Genomic DNA, 14,459 nt, shown 5'->3' on the forward strand with positions numbered 1-14,459 from the left:
CATAGGAATAACGCAAGAAGGAGACTTAACTATGGATTACGAATACCTTTTCAGAAAACAGCGCGAGCTGGATGCCTACATCGAAGACAAGCTGGAATCAGCGGATCGCGGGGATATATTCCGCAAGAAAATACTAGCCCTTCAGGTTGAAATCGGAGAATTAGCCAACGAAACTCGCTGTTTCAAATTTTGGAGCAAAAAAGGTCCAAGTGAGCAAAGTGTCATTTTGGAGGAATATGTGGATGGGCTGCATTTCATCCTGTCACTCGGGCTGGATAGAGGTCATGTTTATACATCTGCACCGCTATCTGATAAAAGAGTCGATCAGACAGATGCATTCCTGGAGCTGTACCGTGCAATCGGTGCTTTTCATGCCGAACCAGTACAAAAAACATACGAAGCGCTTTTCCAAAGCTTCCTCCTGCTTGGGCAGCTGCTCGGCTTTAGTGAAGCCTCGATTCTAGAGGCTTATAAGCAGAAAAATGAAGTGAATCATACAAGACAAGATCAAGGCTATTGAACCAGGGGAGGTCTGCACAATGAATGATAAATTGAAGATGCTGAAAAGCTTGACCGATGCACCAGGTGTTCCGGGTGATGAAGCAGGTATCCGCAAGGTGATGCGTGCATACATCTCTCCATTTTCCGATGAGGTAACGACCGATAATCTGGGAAGCTTGATTGCGACACAAAAAGGCAGCAGAGCAGACGGACCGAAAGTAATGGTTGCCGGTCATCTCGATGAGATCGGCTTCACGGTCACGCGCATCGATAACAATGGCTTTTTATACTTCCAGACGCTTGGCGGGTGGTGGAGTCAGGTGATGCTTGCACAGCGTGTGACCGTCCATACGAAAAATGGTGAGCTGGTCGGCATCATCGGCTCCAAGCCGCCACACCTATTGTCGCTTGAAAAACGAAAAAAACCTGCTTCCGTAGAGGAGATGTTCATCGATATCGGAGCCAGCAGCAAGGAAGAAGCAGAAGCATTCGGTGTTCGCCCTGGGGATTCGGTTGTGCCTTATTTCGAATTCACGAAGATGAAGAACGAGAAATTGCTTTTGGCAAAAGCTTGGGATAATCGTATTGGCTGTGCAGTTGCAATCGATGTCCTTAAAGATTTGCATAACACAGACAAAGAAGCGACTGTTTATGGTGTCGGTACTGTCCAAGAAGAAGTGAGGAGACGCGGCGCCACGACTTCTGCCAATAAGATAGGTCCGGACATTGCTTTTGCTGTTGATACAGGTATTGCCGGGGATACTCCTGGCATCAGTGACAGGGAAGCGACAGGCAAGCTCGGTGCAGGCCCGCAGATCGTCTTGTACGATGCTGCACATATTGCCCATAAGGGTTTGCGTGATTTGGTCATCCAGACAGCAGAAGAACTTGAAATCCCGTATCAATACGACACCATCAAAGGCGGAGCGACAGATGCAGGCAGCATCCATCTGACAGGTGTTGGAGTCCCGAGTATAACGATCGGTATCCCGACGCGCTATATTCACACCCACGCGGCCATGCTGCATGAAGATGATTATGATAACACGGTGAAACTGTTGACTGCTGTCATCCGCAAACTGGATAAAGATACAGTCGAACATATCACTTATAACTAAAGAAAAAACCAGCTTCCGAATGGAAGCTGGTTTTTATGCTAGATAACTGCCCATGATTTTGCTGACATATTTCGTCGTTTCGGTAAATGGCGGGATGCCATTATATTTATCGACGTTGCCTGGTCCTGCATTATATGCAGCCAAGGCAAGGCTTGTATTGCCATCATAGCGGTCAAGCATCTGTTTCAGGTATTTTGTACCCGCCATCACGTTCTGTTCTGGATCGAAGCTGTTCGTCACACCGAGTCCAGCTGCTGTGGCGGGCATCAGCTGCATCAAGCCCTGTGCACCTGCACCGCTTTTAGCCAGTGGATTGAAATTAGATTCCGCTTGGATGACGGAGCGGATGAGCTTTTCATCGACTCCGTATCTTTCGGCTGCCTCGGATATGATAGCATCAATTTTCTTATTGCCGGAACTGTCGGCAGTGCTCTCCGTAACGGATGGTGAAGCTGGTACGCTTTGCGTCATTGTGCTCATTGTTACATAGGGGTTCAATCGAACCGGAGAACTAGTATTCATCGACTGCATAAGCAGGTCGCTGAAGGATTGGCTTGAATTTACGGACGATGAAAAGGCTCCTCTTTGTTGGTAAGTGGCGAGCATCGTTGGACTAAGTGTGGAAAGCAGATAAGATGTATCCAAAAAACATATCTCCTGTCACATATTGTTAATCCAATTGTAGCTCAAACGTACCTGGGAGACAAGACCTATTTCATGCGCTTTACGCCTGGGCTTGGACACCCTTGGCTAGTACATCGACCATTTCCTGCTTTTCCTGGTCACTGGCGTTTTTCCAAATCAGCTCGAATAGTACGCCTAGACCGGGAAGAAGCACTTCTCTTCCGTCAATGGAATCCGCAATCGTAGCTTCCAGCTGTTCTTCATTATTGTTCTTGATATTGGCATAGATGGCACTGCGAATATTTATATCCATGCATGAGCACCTCCTCAATTTTTTTATAGTTTGACCGCTGCTTGTAAAACTATGTATGATAGAGGATATGTCAAGATAGAGGAAGTGAACGTGCGTTGATCACATCAACCCAAAATGCCCAGGTAAAACAATGGCAGAAATTGAAACGAAAAAAAGAGCGGACAAAAACGAATACCTTCATCATAGAAGGCTTCCATCTAGTGGAGGAAGCGATCGAATCTGGCTGGACGATCGACCAGATCATTTTGCGGGAAGAGACCGAGCTGCCGGAATGGGCGGAGCATCTGGAACCTATCCGTGTATCGGATCATGTCTTTAAATCGATCACGGAGACAGAGACACCGCAAGGAATTGCGGCCGTCGTACAGATGCAGGATAAGAAATTAAAACGGCATAATCGTATCTTGCTGCTTGATGCAGTTCAGGATCCTGGTAATTTAGGGACGATCATCCGCACGGCGGATGCGGCCGGTTATGATGCTGTCTATGTGGGGGAAGGCTCTGCTGATCGATATAATGACAAGGTGATCCGTGCCACACAAGGATCGATCTTCCATTTGCCTGTATTGACTGCCGATTTGGCCTTATTATTACCGGAGCTGCAAGAAAACGGCTATACAGTGTGGGCTGCTGCTTTGGAAGGGGCAGTCGATTACCGCGATTTGACGGCGCCGGAAAAAACAGCCTTGCTTGTCGGAAATGAAGGTGCCGGCATCGACAAACGATTGATTGCCCAAAGCGATATGGCAGTAAAGATTCCGATTTTCGGGAAGGCGGAATCCTTGAATGTGAGTATTGCGACAGGTATCCTGCTGTATCATACGGTTAATAGGTAAAAGCAGGTTGCAAGTTGTCCCGGGATTTTCTATAATGAAACAAGATTCATATTGAGATGCGTGGAAAGAGTCAGTAATCCCTGCGGATCGCGAGCAACAGGAAGGTGTGCCTTGACTGAGAGCATGCCGCTGGCGGCAGCGGATGAACCTTCACTCTGGAGCAGGCACCGGGACCTTGTCTTGTGGCAAGTAAAGGTGTTTCCGGATTGCTAGATCCGTTATCAAGCTTCAAGTTGGGTATACATGTATGCCAACAAGGGTGGTACCGCGAATGAAAGCTCGTCCCTTTTTAGAGGGAGGGGCTTTTTTTATGCTCAAAAATCATAGGAGGCAAAAGCATGAGAGAAAAGCTCGAAGCATTGCAGGCAGAAGCCATCGAAAAAGTACAGCAAGCAGATAATCTGCAGAGTTTGCAGGATGTGCGTGTCGCGTACCTAGGAAAAAAAGGCCCGATCACCGAAGTACTCCGCGGAATGGGGAAACTTTCTCCGGAAGAACGTCCGGTAATCGGTGAATTGGCGAATAAAGTCCGGGAAGCAATTGCAACAGCATTGGATAACAAAAAGAGTTTATTGGAAGAAGCAGCACTGAATGAACAGCTGCAAAAAGAGGCAATCGATGTCACATTGCCAGGACGTCCTGTCAAAACAGGCGGGCCTCATCTATTGACTAGCATCATCGAAGAAGTGGAAGATCTTTTCCTTGGCATGGGATTTGAAATCAAAGAAGGCCCAGAAGTAGAAACGGATTATTTCAACTTTGAAGCTTTGAACTTGCCGCAGGATCACCCTGCACGTGATATGCAGGACAGCTTCTATGTTACAGATCACTTGCTTTTGCGCACGCAGACTTCTCCGGTGCAAGCTCGTACAATGCGCGAATACGACGGCAATAAAGCAATCAAAATGATTTGCCCAGGTATCGTGTACCGCCGTGATACAGACGATGCGACACATTCCCATCAGTTCACCCAAATCGAAGGTCTGCTGGTCGATAAGCATGTCCGCATGAGTGACTTGAAAGGTGTCCTGCTGGAATTCTCCCGCAAACTATTTGGATCCGACCGGGAAATTCGTCTTCGTCCAAGCTTCTTCCCGTTCACAGAGCCATCTGTTGAGGTCGACGTGACATGTAAGGTTTGTGACGGAAAAGGATGTAATGTATGTAAGCATACTGGCTGGATCGAAATCTTAGGTGCCGGCATGGTGCATTCCAACGTCCTTCGTATGAGCGGCTATGATCCGGAAGAATATTCCGGCTTCGCATTCGGTATGGGTGTTGAGCGTATCGCGATGCTCAAGTACGGCGTCGATGATATCCGTCACTTCTATACGAATGATGTACGATTCCTATCGCAATACCATAAGGCATAACGGGAGGCAAAAATATGTATGTATCTTTGAATTGGTTAAAGCAATATGTAGACATAGATAATATTTCACCGGAGGATTTGGCTGAAAAAATCACGCGCTCCGGCATTGAAGTAGAAAGTATCGAGCGTGTAGCACCAGAAAGCACGAATGTTTTCGTGGGCTACGTGGAGAGCTGTGAACAGCATCCGAATGCAGACAAATTGAATCTTTGCCAAATCAATGTTGGCACAGAGACTTATCAAATCATTTGCGGGGCGCCGAATATCGCCCAAGGGCAAAAAATTGCAGCCGCACTGCCGGGAGCTCGTCTTCCTGGCGGCGTGAAAATCAAGAAAGCAAAGCTGCGTGGAGTGGAATCACATGGCATGGTTTGCTCACTGCAAGAGCTTGGCATCGATGAGAAATTCGTACCGAAGGATGTTGCAGATGGCATTTTCGTTTTCCCGGAGGATACGGAAGTCGGTACCCCAGTAGCGGAATTGCTTAACTTGGATGATGTCATCCTTGAGCTTGGTTTGACACCAAACCGAGCCGATGCGATGAGCATGCTTGGTGTTGCCTATGAAGTGGCAGCGATCCTTGACAAGGAAGTCAAACAGCCTGAGGAAAGTTATCAGACAAGCGACAGCAAAGCGGCTGATCTTGTATCAGTGAAAGTGGAAGACGGCGAGCTTAACCCGTATTACGGCGCGTTCGTCATCGAAGACGTTACAATTGGTGCATCACCACTTTGGATGCGCAATTACTTGATGGCAGCGGGTATTCGCCCGATCAATAACGTTGTTGATATCACGAACTATGCACTGCTTGTTTACGGACAGCCATTGCATGCGTTCGATTATGACAAAGTGGCAACGAAGGAAATCGTTGTGCGTACTGCTAAGCAAGGCGAGAGAATCCAAACACTAGACGATCAGGAGCGCACGTTGAAAGGTGATGAAATTGTCATCACGAATGGAACGGAGCCGATTGCTCTTGCTGGTGTGATGGGCGGAGCTAATTCTGAGGTTTCCGATGATACGAAGACGATATTGCTAGAAGCAGCATACTTCGATGCCCGTGCCATCCGCCGCTCCAGCAAGCATCATAATTTGCGAAGTGAAGCGAGTGCACGATATGAAAAAGGCATCGATCCGAATCGCGTGAAACGAGCTGGAGCCTATGCAGCACGTCTTCTTGCCGAATATGCCGACGGTAAAATTGCACAAGGAGTAGTGGAATTCGACGAACTTGATCGTAAGGAAAAGCAAGTCAAGATCGATACTGCTAGTGTCAATAACCGTTTGGGTACAACAATCTCCGATGAGGAAATTGCATCCATCCTTACCAGACTACAATTCGGCTTTGAACAGGATAACAGCGAGTTCATTGTTTCTGTACCAACTAGACGCGGTGACATCAGCTTGTTCGAAGACATGCTGGAGGAAATCGCTCGTATTTACGGTTACGATAATATCCCATACACATTGCCACAAGGGGAAGCCTTCGCAGGTAAGCTGACGACGAAGCAATATTTGAAGCGCCAACTGAAGCAGTACTTGCAAGGTGCTGGTCTGATGGAAACAATCACATACTCATTGACGAGCAAAGCCCGTACCGAAATGCTTGTGAGTCCTGATGTGAAGGAGCAGGCAGTTTATCCGGTTGCATTGAAAATGCCGATGAGTGAAGAACATAGTCACTTGCGTCTTAGCATCATTCCTGAGCTTGTGGATACACTGTCCTACAACGTTGCTCGTAAACAAGAGAACTTGGGCTACTTCGAATTTGGTCGCGTATTTCTGTCCAAAGAAGAACAGATTACAGAGCAGCCGAACGAAACAGCTCGCCTTGCTGGTGCTTTGACTGGTACTTGGATGGAACAGCCGTGGCAGCAAGAGAAAAAGCCCGTTGATTTCTATGTGGCAAAAGGAATCGTAGAAGGCATTTTTGCACAACTGGATCTTGAGCCGGTATTCCAGCAAGCACAAGTTGATGGCTACCATCCAGGACGTACGGCAACCGTTTCTCATAACGATCGCGTAGTTGGCGTCGTAGGTCAGCTGCATCCGACAGTTCAAAAAGCTTTTGATCTGAAAGAAACGTATGTGTTCGATTTGGACATTGCTTATTTGATCGATCAATACGAGGAAGTACCAAGCTTCCGTACGATTCCGCGACATCCATCTGTAACAAGGGATATCGCGCTTGTAGTGAGTGAAGCGGTACACGCTGGTGACATCCAGCGAACGATCCGTGAATCTGGCGGAAACCTTGTCCAACAGGTGCAGATTTTCGATGTCTATCAAGGGGAGCACATGGAAGCAGGCAAAAAGTCAATCGCCTTTACAGTGCTTTACCAGGATCCGACACGCACCCTGACAGATGAAGAAGTGGAAGCATCTTATAACAGCATCATCGAAAACGTGAAAACGAAGCATGATGCAGAATTAAGAAGTTAATAGAAAAGGATGACAGGGTCTTTAGGACTCTGTCATCCTTTTTTAATACACGCGAAATCACGCTTCATCTGCGTCCACTTTGGGAAACAATATGATAGGGGAATAAGGGGCCTTTGGATCTTCTTTCAAATTCACAAAATAGATATTGTTGTTCTTCTCCCCGAACTGTTCTGTATAAGGCATTTCCAGCGATTGAAACAATTCCTCATTTTCAACCAACCCTACATATAGGGAATAGCCTTCGTCATCGGAAGGAAAGAAACCACCGACCGATGTGTTGTTCGCTAACGCCAAATCGATAAGATCCCGAAGTTCAACCAACCCTTCCCTGTTTCCTACAATAAAAGATTCGTGATGATGGGAATGCTGCGCATAAACATGTAAATACCTGTGATAGTTCCACGACTTCAAAGATAGGGACACCTGCGTTCTAAGTTCCTCATACTGTGTCAAACTCGTATCAGAAAAGGCATCTTCGCGGCTGGAAGGAAGATCTTCATAAATCAGCGTTTCTTCAAATTGCGATGCGGTAAAATCGAATCTGTTCCCCTTTATCATGTTGTAGAAATGCCATCCGTCCGGTGCGGCAGTTTTGACAATTTCTCCGCCGAACAAATCATGTATCACGAGTGCAGTGACACTGCATTGGCCTTTTGCCGGGTTTGTTTGTGTCCACTTGGAGCTTGTCTTTATCGACCAAGCATGTAATAAAATTGATTCAATATGAGCAATGTCCATCGTTGTCCCTCCTTTTGTTATTCTCAGTTCTCCACAGTAAAACGAGCTAGATGCTTTCTCAAACGTATGTATGCTTAAGCAGTTTGCCGACATTCCCTGCTGTTCACGGGTTGAATTTATACAGATTGGGAGACAACGATAACTTCTTAACTTCTGTGTTTCAGTGATCTGATTAGGTTGTTGATTCCTTCCGGTGTCCAAGTAATTCCACAATCCCCATCTAGAACAGGCACTCAGATATAAATTGTCTTTCCTGTGGAATTCCAAGCCTGGCACAATACACGTTAGCATGGTTCTGCTTTTTTGAAGACCCAAAGGGCAAACATGGTCCTGAGACAAGGGAACGACATCTAGGATTCAGTTCATCTTCTGATGCGTTTTTGCCCGATAATTTAATTGAAAACTTTGTAAGTGAAGGATAACCGTAGTTAACTGTGTGTACAAGCAAGACTTCCTCTCTGGCAATATGATGGTTTGTTCACTATAGACGTTATAGGAAGTTTCTTCTTTTTTCAATGTCAAGCCAACTCTAAGGAAATCCATAAAATAACTTATTAGTAATGCATTGCATGCAGGGGTGCTATTCTAGTAGCAGTGTAAAAGGGAAGCAACTGGAATGAGGCCACTGAAAAACTAGCTATTTCAAAGAAGTTAAGTCAAAAATGTCCGATGTAAGCATTACCTAAAGGGTTATTCCAGTTGTCCCTTTGTAGGACTGAAGACTGAGGGAATTCCAATCTAAGGAACGATGTAAAAGCAATCTGAAATGCTTACAATGAACTTGAATCTAATATAAAAAGAGAGAGGGGTTACTTCATGAATCAAGAAACAGGAATCCGTGACTTCGAACGATATAGCGATGAAATTTTGAAAAAATATAAAGTACCTGGTTTTGCAATTGGATTAGCCGAAGATGGTCAATTGTGTTATGGGAAAGGGTTTGGATATCGTGACAGTGAGGCAAAGTCACCGTTATCAGCAGATACCGTTTTTGGTGTAGGTTCCATAACAAAAGCTATTACAGCTACTGCCATACTTCAGTTACAAGAGAAAAAAATGCTGACGGTAAACGATTGTGTCAACAAATATTTGCCGGAATTTAAGACACCGAATGAAGAGCAAGCAAAGCAAATGACGATTCATCATTTTTTGACGCATACATCAGGTTTGCCGCCATTAGCCACTTTGATAGGCGCAATTAAGAGAAGTATGGAAAAGGACCCAAAACTCGGGGGAGATCAACAGCAAGAGAATCCATTGGATGCGATTCAAGCGATCGATACATATGCTGAAGTAATGGATTTCATCGCTAAGGCAGAATTTACGCTGCTTGGGGAACCGGGAACTGAATTCAGTTATTCTAATGACGCGTACGCCCTTTTGGGTGCAATAATCGAACGAGTCAGCGGTAAGCCGTATGAACAATATGTGCAAGAAAATATCTTAGAGCCTGCCGGTATGCATAACAGTGGTTTTCAATACAAGACTCTGAATGGGTATGAAGATATTGCCATTTTATATGACATGCGAGAGCAGGATGGTGAAGAGATTATATTCAGGTCCAATAATCCTTGGGACGCTCCAGCAATGCGTGCAGCAGGATTTTTAAAATCGACAGTGAATGACATGCTCAAGTTTACGGAAATTATTCGGAATGCCGGAAAAGTTGGTCGTACACGAATCCTGTCCCCTGAAAGTGTAGAGTTAATGACAACACCGCATATTAAATGTTCACATGGGAGTTATTACGGTTACGGTCTAGTGATCATTCCAGATTTCTTTGGATATAAGCTTATTCATCATGGAGGAGATATTAAAGGGGTAACGGCCCAGATGAATATCTTGCCTGAACTTAATCTAACGGGAATATCCCTTGCAAACCTAGCAGGAGCCCCATCTTCAAAACTGCTGTTTAGCGCATTTTCCAGTCTTCATTTGAACAAAACCATCGATGCATCACACTTAAACGTGGAAGTTGTCGACTTAGATCTTGAGAGTTTAAAAGAATTTGAGGGTACCTTCATATCAGGTGACGGTATGATAAATAAATTTTATGTGGAGAACGGCAGACTGCATGTAGCAATCGCTGGTATGCCTGATATAGAACTTAACCCAATTGGGAATGATCAGTTTTTACTTACCATAAGAGAAATGGATTCTACGATTCGTTTTTTAAGAAATAAGGATAAGAAAATACATCGAGTTGAGTTTGTATTACGACAAATTCCAAAGGTAGATGAAGGGAAGTAAAGGAATCCACCGCCATTTGCAAGGTGCACAACATTTCAACTGCCGGCTTTTCACAGATATTTCTTAATGCGCTTCCATCATCGGGGTAGCACTAGTTAGTATGATGTTAAACGAGGAAAAAACCAGTTCTCGAGGCGAAAAACTATTGGAAATCAGTTATTCGTGGAGGCACTGAATCCTGTCAAGTAGATAGTTGAAAAAAGAGTGAATGCGGCTTTTTCCGATATTTTATCGGGGTGAGGTCGTTTTGTTAAAAGGCAGCATTCCTGTCTATACTGGTAAAAAGCAGGAGGAAAGAGATGGCGAGACAACAGCAAACAGGCAGATGCGAACTCTGTGGCAACAGAGCATCTTCTAATCCCGAAGGAAATGGGCGGCACTTTTTTGGATACAGCTATGATATGTATACCATGCCATTAGCAAATCCATGCTTTGTACACGAATGAAGAGCTTGCAGCTTGGCCTGGGTCGATCGAAATGCTTCGGATGGATGAAATACTATCCAAACACATCAAATGGATCCGCAAACAGCCTGCGAGCAGGCTTGTGCGAACCAAGAAAGCCAATAGCCGCCGTGGTTAAACATATTTCTCCGCTTTGGCGCTATTGGCGAAATGCATCTTCGTGAACACTGGCAATGCTTGGCGCCCATGTGTCCGGATGAGGCGTCCTGCTGCTTGATCGACTTTTGCACTGGCACCTTTTGGTATAGTGAATCCTGCATGTTTGGACAGTTTATCCATTTCTTTCAAAAAGCTTGCCCGGGAAATGATCGAAGCAGCCGCTACCGCAAGGGAATGGCTTTCTGCCTTTGTCATGAAGCTGACGTTCTGCTGCAGTCTTTCTCCTTCAGTTGCAAGATGCTTGATATATGTTGCGGGCAGCTGGAACTGGTCGATCAGTATTCCTTCCGGCTGTGTCGGTGCGATTTTTGCGAGCAGCTTTTGGATGGCGTGGTGGTGCAGCATCGTCTTCATCTTTCCTTGCGACCAGCCTCGCTGTTGAAGCTGATTGTATTTTTCATTGCGCATCACAAGCAGGGAATAAGGAAGTTCGACATGCATCAAGTCCTTGGCGATACGCTGGATGCTATCATCCTTCAGCAGCTTGGAATCTTTGACACCGAGCTCTTTCAAAAGGGCGAACTGGCTTTGATCGACGTATACACTCGCCACCGTAATCGGGCCAAAAAAGTCACCAGTACCAGCTTCATCCGAGCCGATATGGGAAGCGGTGAACAAACTGGGTGCTGGCGCATACTTGTGATCATTGACGCTCGGTTTCGAACTTGTATTTTTTTGGGGGGCTGCTTTAGCGCTTCCCCATTTACCAGCCTCTGTTTCCGGCGCTTTCCCTTGGAAAAGGACCTTTCCGGATTTATATGCAGTGATCGCACAGCTTGGTGTCTTCGCTGAAAAGACTGCTCCCGGAGGCGCTGCCTTCTCCGTGCTGCTGTATGTTTTTTTCATCTGCTGGATCGTATCCAGCGGCAGTTGCAATACGATTTGTCCCACGTTCATCTCTCCAATCTGACAATTAGTATAGCATGCCATCCGTCTATACAGAATAGTTTCCTAAATCGACCCCTTCATGTTACTATAAAGACTAGTATTATAAGAGAAGTGAGGGGGGAGAACGTGTCCCAATCTGATAAAACACGTGTAACGGTGGAGATACATAACCGCTCCTATACAATTGTCGGACAGGAGCCAGCCCATCGCGTGCGGATGGTGGCGAGCCTTGTCGATCAGAAGATGTCGGAGATCCATGAAGCGAATCCGAATCTTGATACTGCTAAACTGGCCGTTTTGACGGCTGTCAATACAACAAATGATTATTTGAAACTGAAAGAAGAGTATGCACAATTGCTAGGCTCTATCACAAGGAAAGAGGCAAGAAAGGATAATGATTGATTTACTTATCATCGCCATGCTCCTGTTCGGCGTACTCGTCGGCTTGAAGCGCGGATTCATCATGCAGCTGTTTCACTTAGCAAGCTTTATCGTGTCATTCATTGTTGCAGCTATTTATTATGACCAGCTTGCACCCAAGCTTGAACTATGGATTCCATATCCCGATGTCTCATCCGACAGTGCTTGGTCTGACATATTCGGTGCCGTACCGCTGGATCAGGTTTTCTACAATGCAATCGCGTTCGCTATTCTTTTCTTTGCGACCAAAATCATATTGCACATCATCGGATCGATGCTGGATTTCATAGCGGACTTGCCGATCCTGCGTTCTGTCAATAAACTGCTTGGCGGTGCACTTGGATTCATTGAAATCTATCTGCTCGCATTCGTGATTCTATATCTATCGGTATTGCTGCCCATCACACCAGTGCAGGAAGCGCTGGACAGGTCGATACTGGCGGCATGGATCGTGGAGCATACACCATATATTTCAGGTGAGATCAAGGATCTGTGGCTGAACCATGTTGCAAATAAATTACCCACTGAACTGATGGGATGACATGTTAACCCTTGCGGCATCGTGCGCAAGGGTTTTCTACCTTGTTTTGGGAGGATGAGAATAATGGCAGTCAATAAAAAAGATGTCGTAAAATTGCTTGAGACAATTGCAATTTATCTTGAGCTAAAAGGGGAAAATACATTCAAGGTATCAGCTTACCGGAAGGCTGCGGCGGCTTTGGAAGCCAATGACCAATCAATTGATGAGATAGAAAATTTCACATCGTTGAACGGAATAGGCAAGGGCACTGCAGCGGTCATCGAAGAATATATTCAAAATGAAGAATCTGATACATTGCGTCAACTGCAGGAAGATGTACCGGAAGGATTGGTACCGCTGCTTGATTTGCCTGGTCTTGGTGGGAAAAAGCTTGCTAAGTTGTATCAGGAGCTCGGTGTGGTGGATGCGACTTCTTTGAAAGAAGCAGTTGAATCAGGGAAAGTCGCATCGTTAAGCGGATTCGGAAAGAAATCGGCTGAAAAGATCCTAGATGGTCTGTCTAATGTCGGGTCCAGACCAGAACGTATCCCGATTGCGATGATGCTGCCGCTTGCAGAAAGGATCGAGACTTTCTTGGATTCACTGGAAGATATCGAACAGTATGCCCGGGCGGGCAGTCTGCGCCGGATGCAGGAAACGGTAAAGGATTTGGACTTTATCATTGCAACCAATGATCCACAAAGCGTACAGGAGCAGCTGCTTACAATCGATAACTTGAAAGAAGTAATAGCCAAAGGCGATACAAAAGTATCTGTTACATTGGAAGAAGGCTATGATATCAATGTAGATTTCCGATTGATCGAACCAGCAGCTTTCGCAACGACGCTGCACCATTTCACCGGATCTGCCGACCACAATGTTGCTTTGCGTCAGCTGGCGAAAAAACACGGCGAGCGCATCAGCGAATATGGTGTGGAGAATGTGGAAACAGGGGAATTGACAACGTTTGAATCCGAAAAGGAATTTTTCGCACACTTCGGTTTGTCTTTCATACCGCCGGAAGTAAGGGAAGCACAAGGTGAACTGGAAGGCTTCAAGCAGGAAATGCCACTTGTTCAGCTGTCGGATATCCAAGGTGATCTGCATATGCACTCAACTTGGAGTGACGGCGCCCAATCAATTGAACAGATGGCCAAACAAGCGATGGAGCTCGGTTATTCCTATATTGCCATTACGGATCACTCCAAATATTTGAAAGTGGCCAATGGATTGGATAAAAAGCGGCTGCGGAAACAACGGGAAGAAATTGAACGGGTGAATGCACTATATCCTGATTTTCATATATTCGCAGGTGTCGAGATGGATATCCTGCCGGATGCTCGTTTGGATTTTGACGATGACTTCCTCAAAGAGATGGATTATGTCATCGGTGCAATCCATTCTAGTTTCTCGCAATCATCAGATCAAATCAAAGCGCGTTTGACAGCAGCACTCGAGCACCCGAATGTCAATGTCATCGCCCATCCGACTGGTCGTTTGATCGGCAGAAGGGCCGGTTATGCAGCCGATCCGGAATGGCTTATCGAAAAAGCGGCTGAGACAGGGACAGTCATCGAACTGAATGCCAATCCGAACCGTCTGGATTTATCATGGACGTATTTGAAAAAGGCCCAGGAGCTTGGCGCGAAGATTGCTGTCAATACCGATGCCCACAGCTATGCTACCCTGTCATTCATGGAAGTAGGTGTCGCAATGGCACGCAAAGGCTGGCTGAAACCGGAGACTGTCATCAATACTTGGTCTACAAGTCAGTTGATGGAGCTTTTTCAGCGCAAATAACAGCTAAAAAAGTG

13 protein-coding genes and 1 pseudogene are annotated in these 14,459 nt (G+C 45.8%); 10 read left to right on the forward strand and 4 right to left on the reverse strand.

What is annotated here, in order from left to right:
* Positions 1-31: 31 nt before the first annotated feature.
* Together BLQ53_RS15515 and BLQ53_RS15520 are read left to right on the forward strand one after the other, a co-directional pair.
* A complete protein-coding gene (locus BLQ53_RS15515) occupies positions 32-520 on the forward strand; it encodes a dUTP diphosphatase (RefSeq protein WP_093728222.1) in 489 nt (162 codons plus the stop codon).
* A gap of 19 nt (positions 521-539) precedes the next feature.
* A complete protein-coding gene (locus BLQ53_RS15520; protein ID WP_093728223.1) occupies positions 540-1,619 on the forward strand; it encodes a M42 family metallopeptidase in 1,080 nt (359 codons plus the stop codon).
* A 33-nt stretch (positions 1,620-1,652) separates the two neighbouring features.
* Here the strand turns inward: BLQ53_RS15520 and BLQ53_RS15525 are convergent, their stop codons facing one another.
* Positions 1,653-2,264: a lytic transglycosylase domain-containing protein gene (locus tag BLQ53_RS15525; protein WP_244499365.1), complete on the reverse strand. Its 612-nt coding sequence runs from the start codon at positions 2,262-2,264 to the stop codon at positions 1,653-1,655.
* Positions 2,265-2,343: 79 nt separating this feature from the next.
* Positions 2,344-2,556, reverse strand: coding sequence for a small acid-soluble spore protein SspI (sspI, locus tag BLQ53_RS15530; protein ID WP_093728224.1), 213 nt, complete (start codon positions 2,554-2,556; stop codon positions 2,344-2,346).
* Positions 2,557-2,651: 95 nt separating this feature from the next.
* On the opposite strand from sspI, the gene BLQ53_RS15535 reads away from it, so the two are divergent.
* From BLQ53_RS15535 to pheT, 3 genes are all read left to right on the forward strand, one after another.
* Positions 2,652-3,392, forward strand: a complete 741-nt coding sequence (locus BLQ53_RS15535; RefSeq protein ID WP_093728225.1) for a TrmH family RNA methyltransferase — start codon at positions 2,652-2,654, stop codon at positions 3,390-3,392.
* 338 nt (positions 3,393-3,730) lie between these two features.
* Entirely contained in the window at positions 3,731-4,765 is a 1,035-nt protein-coding gene (gene pheS, locus BLQ53_RS15540; RefSeq protein WP_093728226.1) for a phenylalanine--tRNA ligase subunit alpha, read from the forward strand.
* Positions 4,766-4,779: 14 nt separating this feature from the next.
* Positions 4,780-7,206: a phenylalanine--tRNA ligase subunit beta gene (gene pheT / locus BLQ53_RS15545; protein ID WP_093728227.1), complete on the forward strand. Its 2,427-nt coding sequence runs from the start codon at positions 4,780-4,782 to the stop codon at positions 7,204-7,206.
* 57 nt (positions 7,207-7,263) lie between these two features.
* Here pheT and BLQ53_RS19385 read toward each other — a convergent pair whose 3' ends face one another.
* Positions 7,264-7,944 (reverse strand): YunG family protein, encoded by a 681-nt coding sequence (locus BLQ53_RS19385; protein WP_342005242.1) that lies wholly within the window; start codon positions 7,942-7,944, stop codon positions 7,264-7,266.
* 816 nt (positions 7,945-8,760) lie between these two features.
* On the opposite strand from BLQ53_RS19385, the gene BLQ53_RS15555 reads away from it, so the two are divergent.
* A complete protein-coding gene (locus BLQ53_RS15555; protein WP_093728228.1) occupies positions 8,761-10,194 on the forward strand; it encodes a serine hydrolase domain-containing protein in 1,434 nt (477 codons plus the stop codon).
* Positions 10,195-10,493: 299 nt separating this feature from the next.
* Positions 10,494-10,776: pseudogene (locus tag BLQ53_RS15560) on the forward strand (HNH endonuclease).
* On the opposite strand, the gene rnhC reads toward BLQ53_RS15560, so the two are convergent.
* Positions 10,773-11,708, reverse strand: coding sequence for a ribonuclease HIII (gene rnhC / locus BLQ53_RS15565; protein WP_093728229.1), 936 nt, complete (start codon positions 11,706-11,708; stop codon positions 10,773-10,775). The pseudogene BLQ53_RS15560 and the gene rnhC overlap by 4 nt on opposite strands.
* 123 nt (positions 11,709-11,831) lie before the next feature.
* Between rnhC and zapA the strand changes: the two genes are divergently transcribed.
* The 3 genes from zapA to polX all read left to right on the forward strand — a co-directional run bounded on the left by zapA (position 11,832) and on the right by polX (position 14,445).
* Positions 11,832-12,107, forward strand: a complete 276-nt coding sequence (gene zapA, locus BLQ53_RS15570; protein ID WP_093728230.1) for a cell division protein ZapA — start codon at positions 11,832-11,834, stop codon at positions 12,105-12,107.
* A complete protein-coding gene (locus tag BLQ53_RS15575) occupies positions 12,100-12,666 on the forward strand; it encodes a CvpA family protein (RefSeq protein ID WP_093728231.1) in 567 nt (188 codons plus the stop codon). Before zapA ends, BLQ53_RS15575 begins: the two co-directional genes overlap by 8 nt.
* 63 nt (positions 12,667-12,729) lie before the next feature.
* Positions 12,730-14,445, forward strand: a complete 1,716-nt coding sequence (gene polX / locus BLQ53_RS15580) for a DNA polymerase/3'-5' exonuclease PolX (protein WP_093728232.1) — start codon at positions 12,730-12,732, stop codon at positions 14,443-14,445.
* Positions 14,446-14,459: the final 14 nt, after the last annotated feature.

The sequence above is a fragment of the Terribacillus halophilus genome (assembly GCF_900101385.1).
Classification (GTDB): domain Bacteria; phylum Bacillota; class Bacilli; order Bacillales; family Amphibacillaceae; genus Terribacillus; species Terribacillus halophilus.